The organism is Zoogloea sp. (assembly GCF_044344315.1).
GTDB lineage: Bacteria > Pseudomonadota > Gammaproteobacteria > Burkholderiales > Rhodocyclaceae > Zoogloea.
In genome coordinates, this window is the sequence record NZ_JBIJDC010000020.1 from 21,187 (window position 1) to 34,686 (window position 13,500).

The following is a 13,500-nucleotide window of genomic DNA, read 5'->3' on the forward strand; positions in this document are numbered from 1 at the left end:
CGGCAGGCACGGGGACGGCCCGGACTGGGGCTCGGACTACCCGCAGAGGGTGTGCGCGAGATGCTTCAGATCGAGCACGCTCAGCATGCGCTCCGCCGTGCCTGACCCCACCATGGCCGGTGACCAACGGGCGCCGTTCCCCTCCGGCAGAGCCGGCAGAGGGGTGCGACCCACGCCCGGTGCGTCCGGGCGGTTCAGCGGGGCTTCGTCGATGGTCATCAGGCGGGCCACGTTGAAGCCCACGCAGCCTGTCTCCGTTTCCACCACCAGCACACTCGCCGTCGGCGAACGCTCGGCGCCGCTCAGTCCCATCAGCGCACTCAGACAAAAGGTCGGAATCGCACGCCCACGGCTCACCACCAGCCCGGCCGCACGGGAGCCTGGCCCGAACACGATGCCGCTCTCCTCTGCCTGGGGCAGTATCTCGGCAATCTGGTCGATGGGCGTGGCTACTTCAAAGCCCAGGTCGTAGGTGAGCACCTGGCAGCGCTCGGCCAGCAGGCGTGGATCACCGCCGGAGTGCTGGCGAGACACATCCCCGCGGCCCTCCACCGGCGTGTTCATGCGGCCCAGCCCGGACAGGTCCCGGTGTCTGGTCAAACGCCCGGCATCAAGCATCAGAAAGTAGCCAGCCTGCAGATCGTCGCCTGCGGCCACACCGGGCAGGGAGTCCATGGGCAGGGCACCGGAAAAAAGGGCATCGCCAGGCAAGGTTCCGGGTGGAATCGGGACAAGACCCTGGGCATCCGCCCTTACCACATCCATGATCTGATCCACCATGAAGGCCACCAGCCCCTGGGGATACTGGATCAGGAAGGCCTGGGTCAGCCACGGATTGGCAATCTCGCCAAGGCCACACAAGGCCAGCAGATCCACGGCCGGCACCTTGATGCCCGCATGTTCGATGATGCCCAGACACCAGCCGCCGGTCAGCGGCGAATTGAGGATCTCGGGATGCAGGATTGTGGTGTGAACCGACTCCGACGCCAGCGCCATCGGTACCGAACCGGTACGCACCAGCATCAGGTAGGAGTCGGCAATCAATTCGTCCCCCTGCTCCCCGCGCACGGCCGCCTGCGACAGATCGCGGCCGGAGTTTTCGACCATGGGTACGTCCCGGAGCCCGGCCAGACCGACCGGTGAAAGCACGCTGACCATGGTCCCGTCGTCAGGGCGACGGAATCCGCCGCCAAAGATGACGCCCTCAGCATTGCGGCTGACCATCGGGCTCCAGCCACCGCCCGGACACTCGAACACGCCCACCACCCCGCTGGCCAGCAGCCCGAGCAGACGCCCCTCGAAGATCATGATGACAACGCTGCTGGGCTCACTGCCAGTGGCCGGCAGACCAATTACCACGCGCAGATCGACTACGGGCACGAGCACCCCGCGCAGGTCGATCCCGCCGATCACGCAAGAGGCCGCACAGGGCAGCACCGACAGGGCCGACAACGGCACTACTTCGCGTAGCGCCTCCAGGGGCAGCGCAAGCTGCAGCGTGGCCAGGCTGAATACGCCAAAGCGTCGGTCGCTGGCGTGCGGATCCATCATCCGCTCACTGCGCTGGCAAGCTGTTCGATGAGCCCTGACACCTGGCCCGCCATGCCGCGCTGCTGTTCGGTGGCGCTGGCAATCTCGGTGGCACTGTCTACCGTGCGCTCCACGGCGGTGAGGATGCCCTCGAAGCTGCGGGCGGCGGAACGGCTCACCTCGGCCCCCTGCTGCACATTGAGGGTCGACTCGTCGATCAGCCGGGCGATCTCCTGCGCGGCGGTTGAGCTGCGCTCGGCGAGCTTGCGCACCTCGGCAGCCACCACCGAGAAGCCCACCCCCTGCTGACCTGCCCGTGCCGCCTCGATGGCCGCATTGAAGGCCAGCAGGTTGGTCTGATTGGCGATCTCGCTGATCACCCGCACGATCTCCGAGACGCGGCTCGAACTGCTCTGGATGCGGTCGATGGCGGCGATCGACTGCTGTACCGCCTCAAAACCGGCCTTGGCCGCCGTGGAGGTTTCCATGGCCATGCTTGAGGCCACACTCGAATTCTCGGCGATGTTGCGGATGCTCTCCACCAGGCTGCGCACGCTGCCCGACATCTCCGTCGCCTTCGCGGTGATGCGCTGCTCGAGTTGCACTTCCTTGGTCACATCGTAGGCGTACTTGACCACCTTCATGACCTGCCCGTTGAGATCAAGAATGGGGTTGTAGCTGGCCTGGATCCACACGTCCCGGTTGTACTTGCCGACGCGGTGGAAGCGCCCGCTGATGTGCTGCCCTTCACCAAGGCGCAGCCAGAAATCCCGGTACTCTTCGCTCTGGGTGTAGTCCCCGGTACAGAAGAGGCTGTGATGCTGGCCCTGGATCTCGCGCAGGGTGTAGCCCATGGCAGCCAGAAAATTGCGGTTGGCGGTCAGGATGCGGCCTTCCAGGTCGAACTCGATCACCGCCTGGCCCAGGCCGATGGCTGCCACCTTGGCCTCGAATTCGGCGCTGTGGAGCTTGGTGTCGGTGATGTCATTGGCAAACTTGACCACTTTGACCGGCTTGCCACGCGGATCGAAGATCGGGTTGTAGGTAGCGTGGATCCACACCTCCCTCCCGTCCCTGCCGATACGCTTGTACTCGCCGGTGCAGTACTCGCCGCGGGAGAGGTGCTCCCAGAAGTTCTGGTACTCCGTGCTCGCGGCGTACTCCCTTTCCACGAAAAGGCGATGGTGATGGCCGACGACTTCCTCCAGGCGATAGCCCATCAGGTTGAGGAAGTTGGCGTTGGCGTTGAGCACATTACCCTTGAGGTCGAACTCGATGACCGCCTGGGCCCGGTCAATGGCGCCCAGCTTGCCCGCGGCATCCAGCCGGGAGAGCTTGGCTTCCGTGATGTCCTGGGCGATCACGATCACCTTGCTCAGACTACCGTCGATGCCCAGCACCGGGCTGAGGGTCGAGGCAAACCACAGCTCACGCCCATCCGCCCCCTTGCGCCGCCGCTCGATGCTGGTCGAATGCCCTTCCCGCAACTCACCCCACAGGGCGCGGTACTGGCCGCTCGCCATGTCATCGTCGAAGATCAGCTCGGTTTCGTTCCGGCCGATGAGCTCACCATGGCCATAGCCCAGCGCACGCTCCATGCGCTCATTGCACTGCAGAATGGTGCCATCACGGGCGAGATCCATCATGCAACTGCTGGCGCACACAGCCTGCAGGCGTGCCACATTCTCCATGGCGCTCAGCTTGCGCTCGGTGATGTCGGAGGCAAACTTGATCACCTTCACCGGCTTTCCGTCCTGATCGAGCACCGGGTTGTAGGAAGCATGGATCCACACCTGGCGGCCGTTTTTGGCGATGCGCAGGTACTCCCCCGAATCGAACTCTCCCTTGCCCAGCCTCTGCCAGAAGACGCGGTAGGCGCCGCCCAGAGCCTCTTCCTTATCAAGGAAGAGACGATGGTGCTGGCCCTTGATCTCGTCCAGGGTGTAGCCCATCAGCCGCAGGAAGTTGTCGTTGGCATCCAGCACGATGCCGTCCAGCCCGAACTCGATGACCGCCTGGCTGCGGTTGATGGCCGCCATATAGCCGGCAAGGTCGCTCGTGGCGAGCTCGACGGACCCTGCTTCGGCCGGAGCGGCGCTGCCACGGGCAGGTTTCTCTGAAGCCCCCATCTGTATCCCCTTTGCTCATTGACCGTCGAGCCTGCAGCCCTGCTGGGCCGGCCCGGCGCACTGGGCTGATTACGGTTGAATGGGGAACATCTTTAGACGCAGGCCTCAGCCCAGTAGCGCCACCGATTTGATCTGAGCTACTACATCCATACCCTCGACCAAGCCAAGCTCGTCCCGGGACAAGCGCGTGATCCGTGCCAGCACGGGTGTGCCGCTCACGTCCAGCCGCACCAGGCACTGGGCCGGATGGGCCGCCTCGCCGAAGCCGACGATGCGCGCCGGCAGACGATTGACGATACTCGAACGGTTGTCGCCGGTAAGGGCAATGCTGACGTCCCGCGCCTGGATCTTGATGCGCGCCGGCGCCCCCACGGCCAGGTCCTTGCGGGTCACCTGGATGCGCCCACCGGCAAAGCCCAGGCAAGTCAGCTGGTAGGCATCGTCATGGGACAGCACCTGGGCATCCACGCGCACGGCGGCCTCCTCGTCGCGGGCCAGGGGAAGGTCGAGGCGGGTCAGCACATCGCTGGTGGGGCCACTGGCCAACACCCGCCCCTGCTCCAGCAGGACCAGGTGATCGGCCAGGCGGGCCACCTCATCCGGCGAGTGGCTGACGTACAGAACCGGAATCGCCAGCTCGTCGTGCAGGCGCTCCAGGTAGGGCAGGATCTCCTGCTTGCGCTTCGCGTCGAGGGCGGCCAGGGGCTCGTCCATCAGCAGCAGGCGCGGGCTGGTGAGCAGGGCCCGGGCAATCGCCACGCGCTGGCGTTCGCCTCCGGACAGGGCTTGCGTGCCCCGCTCCAGCAGGTGGCCAATGCCCAGCAATTCAAGCGCTGCATCCCACCCCACCTTGCGCTCCGCGGCGGGGATGCGCTTCAGGCCGAACTCCAGGTTGGCCCGCACCGACAGGTGGGCAAACAGGCTGGCCTCCTGGAAGACATAGCCGAGGGCACGCTGATGGGTCGGCAGAAATATCCGGCGGGCATCGTCCTGCCAGCATTCGCCATTGATCTCCACCCGCCCCGCAGCCCGGGCTAGGCCGGCCACACAGCGCAGCAGGGTGGTCTTGCCCGAGCCGGACGGACCAAACAGCGCCGTCACCCCCCGCCCGGGCAGCGCCAGATCCGCCTCCAGCACAAAATCCGCCAGGGGCAGGCGGCAGTTCAGCAAGATGCCACTCATCGCCCGGCCCCCAGGGTGTTGCGGGCACCGCCCACGGTGTACAGCGCCAGCAGCACCAGGAAAGAGAAACCCAGCAGCAGCGCGGCCAGCCCATGGGCCTGAGCATACTCCATGGCCTCGACGTGATTGTAGATCTGCATGGAGATCACACGGGTCTTGTCCGGAATGTTGCCGCCAATCATCAACACCACGCCAAACTCTCCCACCGTGTGGGCAAAGCCCAGGATGGCGGCGGTGATGAAGCCCGGCCGGGCAAGGGGCAGGGCGACGGTGAAGAAGGTCCGCAGGGGTGACGCCCGCAAGGTTGCCGCAACCTCCAGCGGACGCTCCCCCATGGCCATGAAGGCGTTCTGCACCGGCTGCACCACGAAAGGCAGGGAATACAGGATGGACGCCACCACCAGGCCAGGGAAGGTGAAGGGCAGGCGGCCCAGCCCCAGGGCTTCCGTGAAGCGCCCGACCGCCCCTTCCGGCCCCATCAGCACCAGCAGGTAAAAGCCCAGCACGGTGGGCGGCAGCACGATGGGAAGGGAAACGATGGCACCGACCACGCCGCGCAGCCTGGACCGGCTGCGCGCCAGCCACCAGGCGATCGGCGTGCCGATGATCAACAGCAGCACCGTGACGATGCTGGCCAGCTCCAGGGTCAGGCGGATCGCCGACCAGTCATCCGCGCTCAGGTGCATTGTTCAGAGATCGTAGCCGTAGGATTTGATGATGTCGGCCGCGATCTTCGACTTGAGAAAGCCAGCCAGAGCGTCCACCGCCGCATTGCCCTTGCCCCTGGCCAGCACCACGGCATCCTGGCGGATCGGGCTGTGGTACTTCGCCGGCACCAGCCAGTGGGAGCCCTCGATCAGCTTGCCATCCTTATGGATCTGGGAAAAGGCGATGAAGCCCAGCTCGGCGCTGCCGGACGTCACGAACTGCTGGGCCTGGGAGATGCTCTCGCCCATGACGATCCTCGGCTGCAGGCTGTCGGCAAGCCCCAGCGCCTTCAGCGTCTCGGTGGCCGCCAGGCCGTAGGGCGCCAGCTTGGGATTGGCGATGGACAGATGTTCGAACTTGCCCGACTTGAGCACCTCGCCCTTGTCGTCCACGAAGCCCGGCTTCGGTGACCACAGCACCAGCTTGCCGATGGCGTAGGTGAACTGGCTGCCGGCCACCCCATCGCCCTCTCTCACCAGCCGGGCTGGCGTCTCATCGTCGGCCGCCAGCAACAGCTGGAAAGGCGCGCCCGACTTGACCTGGGCGTAGAACTTGCCGGTGGACCCGAAGACCAGCTGGGCCTTGTGCCCGGTGGCCTTCTCAAACTCGGCGGCGATCTTCTGCATCGGTGCGGTGAAGTTGGCGGCCACGGCCACCGAGATCTCCTCGGCGCGGGCTGTCAGGGCCGCGCCGGCCAGGAGGGCAAACAGGGCAATGCGACGAAAGACGGGCTTCATGGTACGACTCCGGGAGGGTTGGAATTCAATCAAAGACGGCGAGGATCACCGAGGTGGCCTGGAACACCGCGCAGGCCACGCTGCCCACTTGGAGATCCAGGTTGCCGATGCTGTCGTGGGTCACCACTGAGGTGATGTTGCGGCCGCTGGGCAGGGTGATTGTCACTTCGGAACTCACCGGCCCCTCGTGAATGGCGGTGACCTCGCCCCACAGGTGATTGCGGGCAGTGGTGCGGGTGTGGGGGTCGGTGATGATCAGCACCGACGGCGCCTTCACGAAGGCGTGCACCTCACTGCCGATGCCCAGTTCCAGGTTCTCGGCGCTGGCCCGGGTGATCACGGCCACCACCTCGTTGGCGTCATCCAGGCGCACGCGGACCTCGAAGCTGACTTCGCCCTCGCGGAGGCCGGACACGGTGCCGACGAACTGGTTGCGCGCACTGGTACGCATGGCCATGCGGCGCAGCAGGGTCTGGAACTGGCGCACATTGGTCTCGCCGCCCTCGCCGAGGCGCGAGGACAAGCGGTCGATGGCCTGCTGGTATTCCTGCTCCACCGCCCGATACATGGCGATCACCCGGCGGCCATAGTCGGTGAGGCGGGTGCCACCCCCGTGCTTGCCGCCCACCGAGCGCTCGACCAAAGGCGCCTCCGCCAGGTTGTTCATCGCATCCACGGCATCCCACGCCGCCTTGTAGGACAGGGGAACGGCCTTCGCCGCCTGGGAGATGGAGCCATAGCGGTCGATAGCCTCAAGCAGGCGAATCCGGGTATCGCCCAGGAAAGTACCGAACTCGGTATCGACTGTCAGCTTTCCGACAAGCTTGTGCTGCACGGGACGTCGGGTAGTCATCAATTGTCCTATATAGAGCAATACACAACGGTTCGTACTGTACTTGAGCAAATAGCGGGCCACAAATGCTGCACTGCGCTATGGTTGCAGGTAGTGGATGCCCCTGCGTAGAGTGCAGGCAGCCCCCTACCAAACCAGGAGTCCCTGCGATGAAAATCAGTGCCCGCAATGTCTTTGACGGCAGCATCGAAACCGTCAAACCCGGCGCCATCAATTCCGAAGTCAATGTCGCCCTGCCCGGTGGTCTCCAGATCGTCGCCACCGTCACCAACGATAGCGTCGCCGAACTCGGACTGGTCGTCGGCAAGGCCGTCAAGGCCCTGGTGAAAGCCTCGTCCGTGCTGGTTCTGACCGATGGCGCCGGCGTCAAGTTGTCGGCCCGCAACCGTCTCGAAGGCACGGTAAGCGCCCTCACCGAAGGCCCGGTCAGCACCGAGGTCGCCATCAGCCTTCCCAACGGCCTGACCGTGTTCGCCACCATCACCCGCGACGGCGCCACGGCCCTCGGCCTGAAGGTCGGCATCCCCGCTGCCGCCGTGTTCAAGGCCCCATCGGTGATCATCGGCGTCGCTGCCTGAGCACTGGCAACCGCGTCCATCCGTCATGCTGACCCTGGCGGACTGAGGCGCAGCGAGGGAGGTATCACGGCCACCCTCGCCATTTTATATGCACAACTATATAGCGAAACGCACCACTTTGACGCACAGGACGAGCTGATCGGCGCATTCACAGGCTTTCGACGAAGGCCAGCAGGGCACTCCGCTCGACCCGACCCATGCGCTCGAAACGCAGCCGGGCGCGGCGCGCCTCCCCGTCGTGCCAAAGGATCGCCTCAGTCAGGTTGCGGGCCCGGCCGTCGTGGAGATAGCGCTCCACTTCGGTCACCGTCCGGGTCAGCCCGATACCCCACAGGGGCGGCGTACGCCACTCCCGCCCGGAGGCCTGAAAGTCCGCACGCCCATCCGCCAGCCCCAGCCCCATGTCGTGGATCAGGAGGTCGGAGTACGGTGCGATGGCGAGCCCCGCCAGACGCGGAAAGCGGGGGTGCGCCGCGGTGTGGAGCTGCGGCCGGTGACAGTTTCCGCAGCCCGCCGCCGCAAACAGCGCCTCTCCCCGGCGCACAGCCGGCGCATCAGGGTTGCGACGCGCCGGCGCTGCCAGATGGGCAAGATAGAACTCCACGTCGTCCAGCTCCGACTCTCCCAGCTCGGGGCGGCCGCCATCCGGCGCGTTCCGGCAGGCCACCTGGACGGGCTGGCAGTTCTCCTGCGGATGCAGCGGCGAGGTGATCCCGAGATCCCCCAGAAAGGCCCCGGCGATCTGCGCCCGCAGATCCGGCATGTTGGCCTTGTGACCGAAGCGACCGGGCAGGCCCCCTGCCAGTCGATTGAGGCGCCCCTTGACGCCGTCCGGGCGGACCTCGGCAGCGAGGGCCTCCAGGCTTGTCACCGGCACGGCGTCGAGCAGCCCCATGCCCACCACCTGCTGCCCCACCCGGGGCGACACCCGCACCCGACCCAAGGGGCCATAGCCCAGTTCCTGGAAGGTGATCCGTGGCCGGCGCAGGCGGACGACGGAGCCATCCGCCAGACGTCGGCGGGACTCGACCCAGCGCAGCACGGCACGGCCCTCGGGCCTCACACCCGGAATGCCCTCCTCGTTGAACTGCTCGCCATAGGCCGGATGGGGGCGCACTCCCCCCTCCCCTGCCCGGCCCGGCACCGAAAGCCGAAGCAGCATGGACTGCATGCGTTCGCCGGGTGACTCCGGCGGCAGCCCACGCCCATTGCGGGCATGGCAGGAGACGCAGGCGAGACGGTTGTAGAGGGGCCCCAGGCCGTCCACCCGCTCATCCCTGGCCGGCGCCACCACCCAGCTCTGGTTGAACAGGGAGCGCCCGCGAAAGAAGCGCTCCCGCTCCACCTCGTCGAGGCCGCCGACCGGCTGCAGGAAGGCATCCCGCCCGGCATCGCCCCCCGGCGGATCTGCGGCGACGCCCCGTGCCACCGGGAAGAGGCAGATGAGGAGCAGCCCCACGGCGATTCGCCGGATCATGCGCCCCCCAGCAAAGCTGCCGCCTTCTCATGGCGAGCCTGGGCAGCGGCGGCCCAGCCCGCCTCCAGTGCGGCGGCCCGGGCCTCCGCTGCCGGATCGTCGCGACGAGTGAAGAAAGCCTGCTGCACGGCCGGGTCGTCTACCTCGGACTCCTTGCACGGAGCGGCGGACAGCAGCGGCCAGACCTTCGCCCAGGTCCCACCATCCGCCGCACGCAGGCGCTGCCACAAGGCCGCAAGCCGGGCATGCGGACGCACCAGGGCCTGCCCGAAGGCCGCGGCCGCCGGCGCAGCGCGCCCCCTGCCCAGCGCGTTGTCGTAGCGGTACCCGCCCTGCGCGGCCGTGGCGAAGGGGTCGTGATAGCCCGCCGGCAGATTGGCATAGACGGACGGGCGCACCGGCAGCTTGCGGATGTCCGGATGGGTCAGGATGCGCTGCCCGGCTTCCGAGAGCACAAGGCCGACGAAGGCCTTGGCCCCGTCGGGATTGGGGCTGCCGGCGGTCACCGCCACATGGGCAGGATTGACGCCCCCCTGGCGGGGATAGACGAAGCGCAGCGGTGCGCCATTGGCGATGGCCGATGCGACAAAGAAGTCGATGGACAGGCCCACCCCCTGACGCCCCGCCCCCAGCTCGTCGGAGACAAAGCTGCCACCCCGCCCGACAAAGCGCGCATTGGCGGCGATGGCGCTCCACAAGGCCCAGCCGGTGTCCCATCCATAAGCCTGCAGGGGGATGTCCACCAGCACCGGCGCGAACCCCACCTCCACCGGGTCCGGCACCAGTACGTGGCCCGCGTAAGCGGGCTGCGCCAGGTCGCTCCAGTCTGCCGGCGCGGGCAGGCCGTGGCGGGCCAGGTAGCCGGGATTAACGGCAAAGCCGTAGCCCGCCACTTCCGATGCGGCGAAGTAGCCGTCCGGATCGTCGATCAGGCTGCCGCCCACCCGCCCGGGCAGGCCGATCAGGCTGACCGGCAGCTTGCGCAGGGCCTGCTCGGCCTTGAGCTGGGCGAAGGTCCGGGGCGAGGCACTCCAGTACACATCTACCCCGCCCTGCCCGGGCTGGCGCAGGTAAGGCAGGGCATCGTGGGGCATGCGCCACACCACTCGCAGGCGGTAGCGGGGCCAGGCCTTCTCGAAGGCCGCCTCGAAGCGCGACACCACGGCGTCGGGATAGGCCGTGAGCACTACCACGTCGCGACGCGCAGCCGCCTCCAGGGGCGCCGTGACGCCCGCCGCCGCCAGGGCGCCGGCGCCGCGGATGAAGGCCCTCCGCGAAGGCTTGAAGAAGTCCGGCATGACAGCCTCCTCAGAACGTGTAACGGGCATTTGCAAACCACATCCGGCCGGGCATGGGGTAGCCGTCGGCCAGGGCGTAGTTGGCATCCAGGATGTTGCTGGCGCCACCTTCGACGGCCACGCTGGATAGCGGTTTGTAGACCACCTTCAGGTTGGCCAGGGCGTAGCCGGAGAGCTTTACGTAGCTCGCCGCATTGCCACTGCCGTAGGCCACCATCCGACCGTTCTCGGCTTCGGCGGAACCAAGCAGCTCCCAGCGATCGGCCGGCTTCCAACTGGCGTAGGCGAAGATCCGGTTGCGCGGCGTATCGGTGAGCGGCTTGTCGGAACTGTGGTTCTCTCTGTCGAGGTAGGTGTAGTTGCCACCCACCTGCCAGCCATGCCCGAGATCCTGATCAATCGACAGCTCGATACCGGCGTGACGGGCCTCGGCGATGTTCTGTAGCTGCGAGCACGACGTGGCCGCAGACAGGCCGGGCTGGTTGCACAAGGACACTGGAACGATGTTCATGGACTGCATCAGGTTGTCGATACGGCTGTAAAAGATCGCCGCATGCCCACGGGCGCCGGACCAGGGTCGCCCCTTCAGGCCGACCTCGAGATTGAGGGAGGATTCCGGCTTCAGGTCGGGGTTGGGCAGGGCGCCCCCGAGGCGGGCCGAGTAACGATCCTTGATGGTCGGGAAGCGGGTCTTGCGGGCCGCGCTGGCGTAGGCCTCATGACCCCCGTCCAGGCTGCGGGCCACCTCGACCAGCCAGTTGCTGCCCGAGGTGGAGCCGACCGGCCAGTAGTACACCTCGCGAGCGTCGCGCTTGTCGTGGCTGAAGCCCAGGCGCATGCGCCAGCGCTCCGACAGCTGGACGCTGTCCTCGACGGCCAGCGAAGTGGTCACATCCCGGTAATTCTTGGTAGCGCTCAGGCCGTTGTCGGCGTGCTTGTCCTCCTTGTAATGGGCGGCCACTGCCAGCTCATGCCCCTTGAAGGCAAAGCTCGCCAGCTCCACCGAGGCGCCGGTGGTCGTGTCGGCGTACCAGCTCGGAAAGTTGGTGGTGTTCGAGATCTGAGTGGTGTAACGCCCGTTGGTGTAGGCGAGGATCTTGTTGTCGTAGTTGTCCTGGTACACCCGCGCCTTGAGCATGTGCTCGCGCCCCAGGGCGATGTTGCCGATGAAGTAGGTGCTCTCCAGATTCCAGTAGGGCCAGCGCCAGAAGCGGCTGTTGGCGCCACCGCCAATGTTCAGGTACTGGCCGGGCGCACTCCCGGCATAGGGCGGATTGCCCTTGCTGCCCTCCTGGCGCACATAGCCCACGGCGTATTCATCGGTGGCGTTCGGCGTCAGTCCGAGCTTGAAGGAAAGACGCGAATCGGAGGAATGGGAATTCTCCCGGTGTCCACCGTTCTCCAGCAGGTTGCGGGCCGGGTTGGAGGCACTGGTCGGAATGCTGCGCGGCCGGTAATCGCTGGAGAGGGGGTACCACTTGCGATCGGAATACGTGGCGCCTAGCTGGAAATACCACAGCCCCTGGTTGCTGCCCACATTGACGGCGTAGGTCTGCAGCCCGCCACCGCCGACGCCGGCCTTGAGGTCGCCCTCAAGCGAGTTCTTCGGCTTGCGGCTCACCAGGTTGATCGCCCCGCCCAGGGTGTTGGGCCCGTAAAGCAAGGACGCCGCGCCCTTGGCGACACGGATCTCGGCCAGATCGAAGGTGGTGAAACGGCCAAAATCCACGTAACCATCATAGGGCACGTAGGCCGGAATCCCGTCGATGAACAAGGGCACCTGGCGCACATCGAATCCACGCAGATAGACGATGTCCTCATTGCGGCTATTGCGGGATAGATTCATCCCCGGCGTAAGGACCACCGCAGCGCCAAGCGTATCCCGGTTGAAACGCCGCAGGTCCTCCACCTTGACCACCGACTCGGCCGGATCGGGAGAGGGCAGCGGGCTGCCCACAACCTCCACGGTACCCAACTCAAACACCCCCTGCGCCGCCCCGGCGCCACCGGCCACCAGCACCGACACCCCGCCCAGCACCCACTTATGAATCTGTCGCTTCATCACATCCTCCTGGCACCAGGCAGCGCCTGTATTAATTGCTACATATCGAAAGCCTTCTCGAAAAGGGATTAGCAACCCCCATGCCCACCCCCGAAGACCTGCGGCCACACCGCCCCCGAGCCGCCCCGGCACCCCCTTAAGCTATATACACAACTACATATCGATGTTCGAAACCTCACAAAATGGCGCTTTTGATACATATTTTCGCTGGACACAACGCCGAGCCTGACGCCCCCTTTGAGAAGCCAAAGCCCGTCGGGACATGATCACGGGGCGATATGGCCGGGCAGGCACGCCCCGTGCTTATTTCGATATATAAACATTTATACATCGAAACACAAAAGGGGGCACCACCATGTTGCACGAAGGGCACTACACGCATCAGTACTTCGACATCAAGCCGGGTCATGTCCGGCGCCCCGAGGCAGCCATCCGCTGGAGTGAAGGCCTACCCTCGGAATGGAGAGAACAGGTGATCGCGCCGCTGTACTTCGACCATTACAAGGAATACCTGGTCAAGGCGGCACGCATCCTTGGCCGGGACGAGGACGACCAGGCCTGCTACTGCGCTTTTTGCTATGTGCTAGAGGAGGAGCCCGACCCGACCCACCCGGACCGCTGCAGGGAACTTGCTTATGCCGAGACCGTGCGCGCCTGGCGGCTGCGCGACGGACGCTGGCTGATCCACCGCATCATCATTCACCACGGGGAGCAGGCCAGGGCGAGAGGCTTCTTCTCCCTCAGCCCCTTCATGCCCCGCTGACGACACCGGAAGCCCTCTCCCCAAGAGGAGGCAAATAAGTCAGCACAATCGCCGCCAACCCCGTACAATCCGCGCACCGTGCGCCTGCCAATCAGCGTACCGGCACCCTCTTTCATCAGTTTCGACAGATCCCAGCGATCGCGAAATCTCGTTGCGCCCGCCCCGATTGGTGCCGCTCCCCGT

General features: G+C 66.0%; 11 protein-coding genes. 2 read left to right on the forward strand and 9 right to left on the reverse strand.

From position 1 onward, the window contains the following. Nucleotides 1–36: 36 nt before the first annotated feature. The 6 genes from ACIQ09_RS06525 to ACIQ09_RS06550 form a co-directional block, all read right to left on the reverse strand. Nucleotides 37–1,551, reverse strand: coding sequence for a chemotaxis protein CheW (locus tag ACIQ09_RS06525; RefSeq protein ID WP_398307414.1), 1,515 nt, complete (start codon nucleotides 1,549–1,551; stop codon nucleotides 37–39). Continuing rightward, a complete protein-coding gene (locus ACIQ09_RS06530) occupies nucleotides 1,548–3,659 on the reverse strand; it encodes a PAS domain S-box protein (RefSeq protein WP_398307416.1) in 2,112 nt (703 codons plus the stop codon). Before ACIQ09_RS06530 ends, ACIQ09_RS06525 begins: the two co-directional genes overlap by 4 nt. A gap of 105 nt (nucleotides 3,660–3,764) precedes the next feature. Then, nucleotides 3,765–4,841, reverse strand: coding sequence for a molybdenum ABC transporter ATP-binding protein (modC, locus tag ACIQ09_RS06535; protein WP_398307418.1), 1,077 nt, complete (start codon nucleotides 4,839–4,841; stop codon nucleotides 3,765–3,767). Further along, entirely contained in the window at nucleotides 4,838–5,527 is a 690-nt protein-coding gene (modB, locus tag ACIQ09_RS06540; protein WP_398307420.1) for a molybdate ABC transporter permease subunit, read from the reverse strand. Before modB ends, modC begins: the two co-directional genes overlap by 4 nt. A gap of 3 nt (nucleotides 5,528–5,530) precedes the next feature. Continuing rightward, complete coding sequence (gene modA / locus ACIQ09_RS06545; RefSeq protein WP_398307422.1) at nucleotides 5,531–6,286, reverse strand: molybdate ABC transporter substrate-binding protein; 756 nt, start codon at nucleotides 6,284–6,286, stop codon at nucleotides 5,531–5,533. A 25-nt stretch (nucleotides 6,287–6,311) separates the two neighbouring features. After that, on the reverse strand, nucleotides 6,312–7,139 hold the full coding sequence (locus tag ACIQ09_RS06550) for a TOBE domain-containing protein (RefSeq protein WP_398307424.1): 828 nt from the start codon (nucleotides 7,137–7,139) through the stop codon (nucleotides 6,312–6,314). 149 nt (nucleotides 7,140–7,288) lie between these two features. Between ACIQ09_RS06550 and ACIQ09_RS06555 the strand changes: the two genes are divergently transcribed. Further along, nucleotides 7,289–7,717, forward strand: coding sequence for a molybdopterin-binding protein (locus tag ACIQ09_RS06555; RefSeq protein WP_398307426.1), 429 nt, complete (start codon nucleotides 7,289–7,291; stop codon nucleotides 7,715–7,717). Between the two features lie 148 nt (nucleotides 7,718–7,865). Here the strand turns inward: ACIQ09_RS06555 and ACIQ09_RS06560 are convergent, their stop codons facing one another. The 3 genes from ACIQ09_RS06560 to ACIQ09_RS06570 are packed head-to-tail and all read right to left on the reverse strand — an operon-like array spanning nucleotide 7,866 to nucleotide 12,554. After that, a complete protein-coding gene (locus ACIQ09_RS06560) occupies nucleotides 7,866–9,194 on the reverse strand; it encodes a di-heme oxidoredictase family protein (RefSeq protein ID WP_398307428.1) in 1,329 nt (442 codons plus the stop codon). After that, entirely contained in the window at nucleotides 9,191–10,492 is a 1,302-nt protein-coding gene (locus tag ACIQ09_RS06565; protein ID WP_398307430.1) for an ABC transporter substrate-binding protein, read from the reverse strand. Before ACIQ09_RS06565 ends, ACIQ09_RS06560 begins: the two co-directional genes overlap by 4 nt. A 10-nt stretch (nucleotides 10,493–10,502) precedes the next feature. Then, on the reverse strand, nucleotides 10,503–12,554 hold the full coding sequence (locus ACIQ09_RS06570; protein ID WP_398307432.1) for a TonB-dependent receptor plug domain-containing protein: 2,052 nt from the start codon (nucleotides 12,552–12,554) through the stop codon (nucleotides 10,503–10,505). Nucleotides 12,555–12,909: 355 nt separating this feature from the next. On the opposite strand from ACIQ09_RS06570, the gene ACIQ09_RS06575 reads away from it, so the two are divergent. Continuing rightward, entirely contained in the window at nucleotides 12,910–13,317 is a 408-nt protein-coding gene (locus ACIQ09_RS06575) for a hypothetical protein (protein WP_324461103.1), read from the forward strand. Nucleotides 13,318–13,500: the final 183 nt, after the last annotated feature.

Excerpts from the sequence above, each read along its gene's own strand:
- modB (WP_398307420.1), bottom strand. The coding sequence starts at position 5,527 with ATGCACCTGAGCGCGGATGACTGGTCGGCGATCCGCCTGACCCTGGAG.
- ACIQ09_RS06560 (WP_398307428.1), bottom strand. The coding sequence starts at position 9,194 with ATGATCCGGCGAATCGCCGTGGGGCTGCTCCTCATCTGCCTCTTCCCG.
- ACIQ09_RS06530 (WP_398307416.1), bottom strand. The coding sequence starts at position 3,659 with ATGGGGGCTTCAGAGAAACCTGCCCGTGGCAGCGCCGCTCCGGCCGAA.
- ACIQ09_RS06575 (WP_324461103.1), top strand. The coding sequence starts at position 12,910 with ATGTTGCACGAAGGGCACTACACGCATCAGTACTTCGACATCAAGCCG.
- modC (WP_398307418.1), bottom strand. The coding sequence starts at position 4,841 with ATGAGTGGCATCTTGCTGAACTGCCGCCTGCCCCTGGCGGATTTTGTG.
- ACIQ09_RS06565 (WP_398307430.1), bottom strand. The coding sequence starts at position 10,492 with ATGCCGGACTTCTTCAAGCCTTCGCGGAGGGCCTTCATCCGCGGCGCC.
- modA (WP_398307422.1), bottom strand. The coding sequence starts at position 6,286 with ATGAAGCCCGTCTTTCGTCGCATTGCCCTGTTTGCCCTCCTGGCCGGC.
- ACIQ09_RS06555 (WP_398307426.1), top strand. The coding sequence starts at position 7,289 with ATGAAAATCAGTGCCCGCAATGTCTTTGACGGCAGCATCGAAACCGTC.
- ACIQ09_RS06550 (WP_398307424.1), bottom strand. The coding sequence starts at position 7,139 with ATGACTACCCGACGTCCCGTGCAGCACAAGCTTGTCGGAAAGCTGACA.
- ACIQ09_RS06570 (WP_398307432.1), bottom strand. The coding sequence starts at position 12,554 with ATGAAGCGACAGATTCATAAGTGGGTGCTGGGCGGGGTGTCGGTGCTG.
- ACIQ09_RS06525 (WP_398307414.1), bottom strand. The coding sequence starts at position 1,551 with ATGATGGATCCGCACGCCAGCGACCGACGCTTTGGCGTATTCAGCCTG.